Annotated in this window: 9 protein-coding genes; 7 read left to right on the top strand and 2 right to left on the bottom strand. The window is 42.2% G+C overall.

Features of this window, described 5'->3' with window-relative positions; translation table 11 throughout:
- Positions 1 to 622: 622 nt before the first annotated feature.
- From HMPREF9078_RS05110 to HMPREF9078_RS05080, 7 genes are all read left to right on the top strand, one after another.
- Positions 623 to 871, top strand: coding sequence for a phosphopantetheine-binding protein (locus tag HMPREF9078_RS05110; protein ID WP_009419675.1), 249 nt, complete (start codon positions 623 to 625; stop codon positions 869 to 871).
- Entirely contained in the window at positions 861 to 1760 is a 900-nt protein-coding gene (locus HMPREF9078_RS05105; RefSeq protein ID WP_002673882.1) for a lipid A biosynthesis acyltransferase, read from the top strand. The genes HMPREF9078_RS05110 and HMPREF9078_RS05105 overlap by 11 nt, the downstream gene beginning before the upstream one ends.
- Complete coding sequence (locus HMPREF9078_RS05100) at positions 1757 to 2647, top strand: hypothetical protein (protein ID WP_009419674.1); 891 nt, start codon at positions 1757 to 1759, stop codon at positions 2645 to 2647. The genes HMPREF9078_RS05105 and HMPREF9078_RS05100 overlap by 4 nt, the downstream gene beginning before the upstream one ends.
- Before the next feature lie 101 nt (positions 2648 to 2748).
- On the top strand, positions 2749 to 3876 hold the full coding sequence (locus HMPREF9078_RS05095; RefSeq protein WP_009419673.1) for a beta-ketoacyl-ACP synthase III: 1128 nt from the start codon (positions 2749 to 2751) through the stop codon (positions 3874 to 3876).
- A gap of 2 nt (positions 3877 to 3878) precedes the next feature.
- On the top strand, positions 3879 to 4313 hold the full coding sequence (locus HMPREF9078_RS05090) for a hypothetical protein (protein WP_009419672.1): 435 nt from the start codon (positions 3879 to 3881) through the stop codon (positions 4311 to 4313).
- 16 nt (positions 4314 to 4329) lie between these two features.
- Complete coding sequence (locus HMPREF9078_RS05085; protein WP_034542912.1) at positions 4330 to 4767, top strand: acyl carrier protein; 438 nt, start codon at positions 4330 to 4332, stop codon at positions 4765 to 4767.
- On the top strand, positions 4764 to 5159 hold the full coding sequence (locus HMPREF9078_RS05080; RefSeq protein WP_009419671.1) for a hypothetical protein: 396 nt from the start codon (positions 4764 to 4766) through the stop codon (positions 5157 to 5159). The genes HMPREF9078_RS05085 and HMPREF9078_RS05080 overlap by 4 nt, the downstream gene beginning before the upstream one ends.
- Before the next feature lie 188 nt (positions 5160 to 5347).
- Here the strand turns inward: HMPREF9078_RS05080 and HMPREF9078_RS05075 are convergent, their stop codons facing one another.
- Positions 5348 to 5827 carry a hypothetical protein gene (locus HMPREF9078_RS05075; RefSeq protein ID WP_009419670.1) on the bottom strand — a complete coding sequence of 160 codons (480 nt, stop codon included), beginning with the start codon at positions 5825 to 5827 and terminating at the stop codon, positions 5348 to 5350.
- An 18-nt stretch (positions 5828 to 5845) separates the two neighbouring features.
- Complete coding sequence (locus HMPREF9078_RS05070) at positions 5846 to 6715, bottom strand: GyrI-like domain-containing protein (protein ID WP_009419669.1); 870 nt, start codon at positions 6713 to 6715, stop codon at positions 5846 to 5848.
- Positions 6716 to 6928 lie beyond the last annotated feature (213 nt).

The following is a 6928-nucleotide window of genomic DNA, read 5'->3' as shown; positions in this document are numbered from 1 at the left end:
AGACTTCTCCCAAGGAGAGGGGGTGTAGTGACGAGTAGATAGCGACGGAAAAGGGGGAATGTGGTGACGGAAAAGGAGAGAGAAATTAGAGAATTAGTAAATTGGGAAATTAGTAAATTTGGAGGTTAGCAAATTAACGTGAGTCCGACGTAAGAAAAGTGTAGCTTGCGCTACAGAAATCTTACAAATCTTTAAAAAAATCAAACAAATAGGCAACAAATTGTCTGAAAATCTCGCACAGATTACACGGATTGCACGGATAGTCTTTCATTTGACAATTGACAAATGTGATGGACACGAATTGGCAACTGCGTTGCTGGATTTCACAGATTACAATATAAACACAACTGTAAATCAGTATTGATATATATAGAACTGACGTTAAATTAGTATCGGTTGTTAGGGAAAAATGAAGAGGTTGGGGAGAAGTTCTGGGAAAGAGAGAGGCTGGAGGTTTAAACTTTGGCAAAGTGTGTGACACAAAAGAGACTTTTCAGAGGGTTGTTCGATTATAACTATGTAGTTTTGGGCTTTTTGCGAGATGATGTTTGTTAGGAAAATTGGTTATTGACAAAATATTCGTATCTTTGCCCCTTAAAAGTATTAGCTAATAAAAAGAAGAATGAACAGACAGGAGATTATAGACCTTACTACTCGTATTTTTGTTGAGGAATTTGAAGTAGAAGCCAGTGTGATTGCCCCTGAGGCAAACTTCCGCGAATCGTTAGGATTAGATAGCCTTGATTATGTGGATTTGGTGGTGCTGATTGAACAAGAATTTGGTGTGAAATTGGTAGAAGCCGATTTTAAGCCTATCGTAACCTTCAACGACTTTTATACTACCTTAGAAAATAAAGTGAATGCACGCTAACGAACAAGCCAAAACGAAATGGCAAGGCAAATCTAAGGGTACTGTATTAGGCTATAGTATCTTTGTGTGGCTGATGAAACACTTGGGTATTTATGCTGCTTATGCCTTGCTCATCTTTGTAGCGTTCTATTACTTTTTGTTTGAGTGGCGCTCCAATGGCTATATGTATTACTATTTCCGTCACCGCTTGGGCTATTCGCCTCTCAAAGCGGTAGTAAACTTGTACTTAAATTATTTTACTTTCGGGCAAACTATTATTGATAAGATTGCTATCTTGGCGGGCTTGGAAGAGAAATTTACTTATGAGTTTGATGGAGTAGAAAGCTTACATAAACTATTAGACGAACAACAGAGTGGGATACTTATTTCGGCACACATAGGCAACTTTGAAATTGCTGAACCTTTTTTTAGGAAAATAGATATTGATTTGAAAATAAGCACCGTAACTACCGATATGGAACACTCGGTAATTAAGGAGTATTTGGAGTCGATTTCTAAAAATAAACCCTCGAATCAGTTTATCTATGTGAAAGAAGATATGTCGCATATCTTCAAAATCAACGATGCTATTGGCGACAACAAGATAGTGTGTTTCACGGGAGACCGATATTTTGAGGGCGTGCGTTCGCTCAAAGGAACGCTGTTGGGCGCAGAAGCTACCTTCCCCGCAGGTCCTTTCTTTATAGCCTCGCGCTTGAAAGTGCCGGTGTTATTCGTTTATGTGATGAAGGAAAGTAGATTGCATTACCACTTGTATGCCCAAGTAGCTGAGGTGAAAAGTCGCGATGCCCAAGCGCTACTCGATGCTTATACCGAGAATATGGAGCAGATGCTACGAAAGTATCCGCTACAATGGTTTAATTATTTCAACTTTTGGGATGAACAATGAAACGCGTATTAGTAGTATATTACACCCAATCGGGGCAACTCAAAGAGATTATCGATAGTGTACTATCCCCACTCACGGAGGTAACTATCGACTTTTTGCCTATTGATACGGCAGAACCTTTTCCTTTTCCGTGGACAGGCGAGGCGTTTTTTGGAGCTTTCCCAGAGTCGTATTTGCAAATACCCCAGCCTTTAAAGCCTTTTCAGCTGGCACATACCGATTACGATTTGGTGATTTTAGGCTACCAAGTGTGGTATCTCTCGCCTTCTATCCCGTTTAATTCCTTTTTGCAGAGTGAAGCAGGTAAGCAATTGTTACAAGGTAAATCTGTAATTACTGTGTCGGGCACACGTAATATGTGGGTGATGGCACAACAGAAAGTAAAAAAACTCTTAACCGACTGTGGGGCGCACTTAGTGGGCAATATCGCTCTTACCGATAGGCACCACAATCATATCAGCGTGATTACCATTGTGCAGTGGCTCTTTTCGGGCGATAAGAACAAACGCTATCTCGGTGTGTTCCCCAAAGCGGGCGTTGCCGATAAAGACATAGAGAGCGCAAGTGTATATGGCACGCTTATTGCCCCTCACCTGCAAACCGGTGATTACACAGGACTGCAACAAGCAATAGTAGCCCACGGAGGCGTGCATTACAAGCGTTTTCTCCTTTCGGCAGAGAAGAAAGGCAATCGCCTTTTCGGTATTTGGGCAAAGATGATTTACGGCAGTAAGAAGCGTAAATTCCTGCTGAAATGCTTCCGCATCTATCTATACATCGCTATTTGGGTGCTAATGCCCATCGTATGGTTGCTATACTGGCTCACCTACCCATTATTCTTTTGGAAAGTAGAGAGCAACGTGAAGAAATTGATAATTGACAATTGATAATTGATAATTAAAGAATATGGAAGATATAGAATTTGAACAACAGTCTCTTACCTGTTACTTCTTATCTATTACCTGAATAAGCCTTTTACCTGAATAATATGAACGTTTATATAACAAAAGCAAGTAAATATTTACCTAACAATCCCATTGGCAATGAGCAAATGGAGACTTTCTTAGGTCTCATAAACCAAAATGCCTCTAAAGCACGACGCCTCGTGCTCCGCAACAATGGTATTCTCACCCGTTACTATGCCCTCGATGAGCAAGGTAACCCTACTCATAACAATGCCCAGCTTACGGCTTTGGCAGTACAAAAACTATTGGACGGCGAAGTGCCTTGGGATACTATCGAGGTGCTCTCTTGCGGTACCTCTACCCCCGATGTGCTCTTGCCCTCGCACACTTCTATGGTACACGGACTCTTGGGCGGACACTCAGTAGAACTGAATGCCTCTTCAGGAGTGTGCAACTCAGGAATGAATGCCCTTAAATTTGGGTACTTATCAGTAAAGGCGGGTAATAGTATCAATGCAGTATGCACAGGCTCTGAACGTGTATCGGCGTGGTTGCGTGCCGATAAATACGAAAACGAAGTACAACTCTTAGCCGAATTGGAAGCACACCCAGCCATTGCCTTTAAAAAAGATTTCTTGCGCTTTATGCTCTCCGATGGGGCTGGGGCTTTTCTGTTAGAAAACAAACCGCGTGAAGGTGCTTTGCAAATAGAGTGGATGGACGCTTATTCGTATGCTCACGAGCTCGAAGCGTGTATGTATGCCGGTGGCGACAAGCTCCCCGATGGCAGTCTCAAAGCTTGGAGCGAATACCCTGCCGAAGCGTGGCTTAGTGAATCTATCTTTGCTATCAAGCAAGATGTGAAGCTACTCAATGAGAATATTTTGTTAAAAGGCGCTGAGAGTATGCGTGCTACCTTAGATAAACACCAACTATCGGCAGATGATATTACCTATTTCTTGCCTCATATCTCGTCTTGTTATTTCAAAGAACGCCTGTATGAAGCTCTCAAAACAGTAGGTATCGACCTTCCGTTAGAACGTTGGTTTATCAATCTCCCCGAAGTAGGTAATATAGGTTCTGCTTCTGCTTATTTGATGTTAGAAGCCTTGATGCACTCAGGCAAACTCAAAACGGGCGATACAGTGTTACTATCAGTGCCCGAGAGCGGTAGATTCTCTTATTCTTATGCTTTCTTAAAGGTTGTTTAACTATGGTTTTACCAATTACAGATAAAAACAAAATCCTTACTCTTATACCCCAGCGCACTCCCATTGTAATGGTAGATGCGCTTTGGGAGTATACCCCCACCGAGGGTGTAGCGGGACTCACCATTGCCCCCAGCAACCTTTTTGTACAGCAAGAGACATTCTTAGAAAGCGGACTTATAGAGCACATCGCCCAAAGCATTGCCTTGCACAAAGGTTATTACTACTATCTCAACGGAAAACCTGCTCCTATGGGGTATATAGGAGCGATTAAAAACATAGAGATACAATCGTTACCCAAAGTAGGCGACACGCTCAAAACACACATCACTATCCAGCAAGAGTTTATGGATGTAACCCTCGTAACAATGCAAACCTTTATAGGTGATACCCTTATTGCCCAAGGCGAAATGAAAACCGTACTTGCCCCTAACCCCTGAATCCTGACACCTGAATATGAACATATCAATCCACAAATACCTCCCCCCCCGTCCGCCGATGCAAATGGTAGATACCATTACCGACATCAGTAATACGCACGTAGTTACTGAGTTTGAGGTGAAGCCTACTTGCATATTTGTGGAAGAGGGGAAGTTTGCCGAAGTAGGACTCATTGAGAATATGGCGCAAACCTGTTCGGCAATTGTGGGGCAGTTTCTCTTTGGTATAGAAGACACATCGAACTATGTGATAGGTTACATCAGTGCAATTAAGAAATTGGAACTCTTCGCCTTGCCTAAGGTACAAGAGGTGGTGCGCACCGAAGCCGAATTGCTTTCTCGTTTCGATACCGATGAGTATTACATCTGCTCGATGCGCTGTAATGCCTTTGTAGGAGATATTCTTATGGCAACTGCCGAAATGAACTTAGTAATTAAAAACCTAACGGAATGAGAGAAACCGAAGTACCACAAGAGAAAGGTGCCTTGCGCGACCTCAAAGAAGTGTATTATGTAACTGATGACGAAGGCAACTACACCACCCTATCCAGTTCGGGCTGGGAGGTGAAGAGCATTGCCTTAGAAGCCTCGCTCAGCCGTTTGCAAGAGCAGATTGACGAGGCAAAAGCCGATGTGCTTGCAGGACGCAAAAGCCCCATAGTGTATTATATGTTCCTCAACCGTATGGATTGGGCAGTCCTTGCCGATGCAATGCACCGCTGGCAATGGGTTATCAAGCGTCACGCCAAACCTTCGGTATTCAAAAAACTATCTTCTAAAACGCTACAACAATACGCTGAGGTGTTCGACATCACGGTGGAAGAACTGTGCGAGTTAAACAAATAAAAGTCCTTTACTCTAAATGAGTAAAGGACTTTGTTCTATTGCTTTTCATACTATAATTGCCTGTGGTGTAGCAAGCACTCTTTGGGGTTTAACAAAGGCGTGATGCGACTATCTATCGCATAACACTCAGGACAAGCTTCTTTCATTGTACTATTATTTTAAAATCCGATATAAACTGCTTATATAGCTCACGCCATTTCAAGTAATTGACTAATTTCCTCAGCGTGTGTACGACAGTAGTACATCACAAAAGCAATGTAAGGCACAAAGAGAACGATGCTCCACAGTAACCCCTGTGCAAACGCTTTGTAATCACCAATGCGATAGAGCACATAGCCTGCCCAAATCAGGTTGAGTGTCATTGTAATATGTGACATTTGAGCAAAGATGTTAGCACCACTCCACGTAAAAGTAAAGAGCCCCATCGTACCAAAATAGTATATTGGCAGGAAGGCAAGCGGAAGCCAAACAGTCTTTTTAGTCACCGAAAAGACGATAAGGCAACTTAAATACACCAAGCTACTAGGAGAACAAGCGTTGTAAGCCAACCATTGCTCAAAGTTTACTTTCAGAGTAAAAAAGAAGTAACCACTCCCTGAAAGCGTAAGCAATAATAAGACAATCGCCAAAGCGATACCTGTGATTTTTTCTGTTTTTGTAAGATTCATAATGTTAGAAATTAGAAGTTAGGAAATTGCCCGTGCAGTTTGCACTGGGATATATATCTCAGTTTTCAGTTTCTCTTCGGGGGTACGACGGCAGTCGTTGAGGTATTTCTCGAACATAGGCTCATCGCGCACTTCGTATTCACTATCTACCACCCAGCGCATAGCAGCATCGTAGACGGCTGAGAGCTGAGTATAACTACCTTGATAGAAAAAGATTGCATATTTGCCTCCTGCTAAGGTTTTGCAACTCACTTCACCTGAGGGTTTAGCCGGCTTGTGAATAGCCAAACTCACCTCCGAACGTTGTAAAGAGGCTTCGGTAATTTTAGGGTCGTCATACGAAACACATATCGACTCAATGCCTTTGGTAAAGAGTTTTTGCGATTTTACAACACCCCACAATTGTTCGTAAGCTTTGTTGTAGTTAAGTGTACCATATTCTCCTGTAAGAGCTACGTAAATAAGACTTTTGGGCTCAAGCTCTACTATCTTTGGAGCTTTAAGCACTACTTCTGGATTGTTTATTTCTTTCTTCATAATATAAATATCTCTGTTTGTTCTATACTGAGTAGGGGTAATACCATATTGATTTTTAAATGCTTTGGAAAGAGAGGCGGGCGTTTCATACCCTATATTAAAAGCTATTTCTTCTACCGAAAGCGTCGAATAGCGTAACAGCTGAGCTGCCGTTTCTATGCGCAAACGAGCAATAAAGGCAATGGGCGATTCTCCTTTAAGCGCTTTAAAGATGCGACAAAAATGAAAATCAGATAAGTTAGCCACATTGGCGAGAGTTTTTATCTTTATAGAAGTATCGAGATGACCATTGATGTATTCCGCCACTTTGTTGATACGCTGAGTGTAATCGTTACAAGTAATGGATTTCATACAGATTTATTTTGAATTTCTGTGGCAAAGATACGGCACTTTTCCAAAGTAGTCTTTTCCTATCTTGCTAATTTCACCCTGTAAGTTCATCTTTCCGTCGCCACATTTCCCCTTTTTCGTCACTCGCTCCTCGTCATTCGCCTCTCGTTCATTCGTCATTACTTCCCTTTTCCGTCACTACATTCCCCCTCATTGAGGTAGCCAGCGACAGCT

Origin of the sequence: Capnocytophaga sp. oral taxon 380 str. F0488, from assembly GCF_000318255.2 — a bacterium.
Classification (GTDB): domain Bacteria; phylum Bacteroidota; class Bacteroidia; order Flavobacteriales; family Flavobacteriaceae; genus Capnocytophaga; species Capnocytophaga ochracea.
This window is presented reverse-complemented; position numbering and strand designations above follow the sequence as displayed.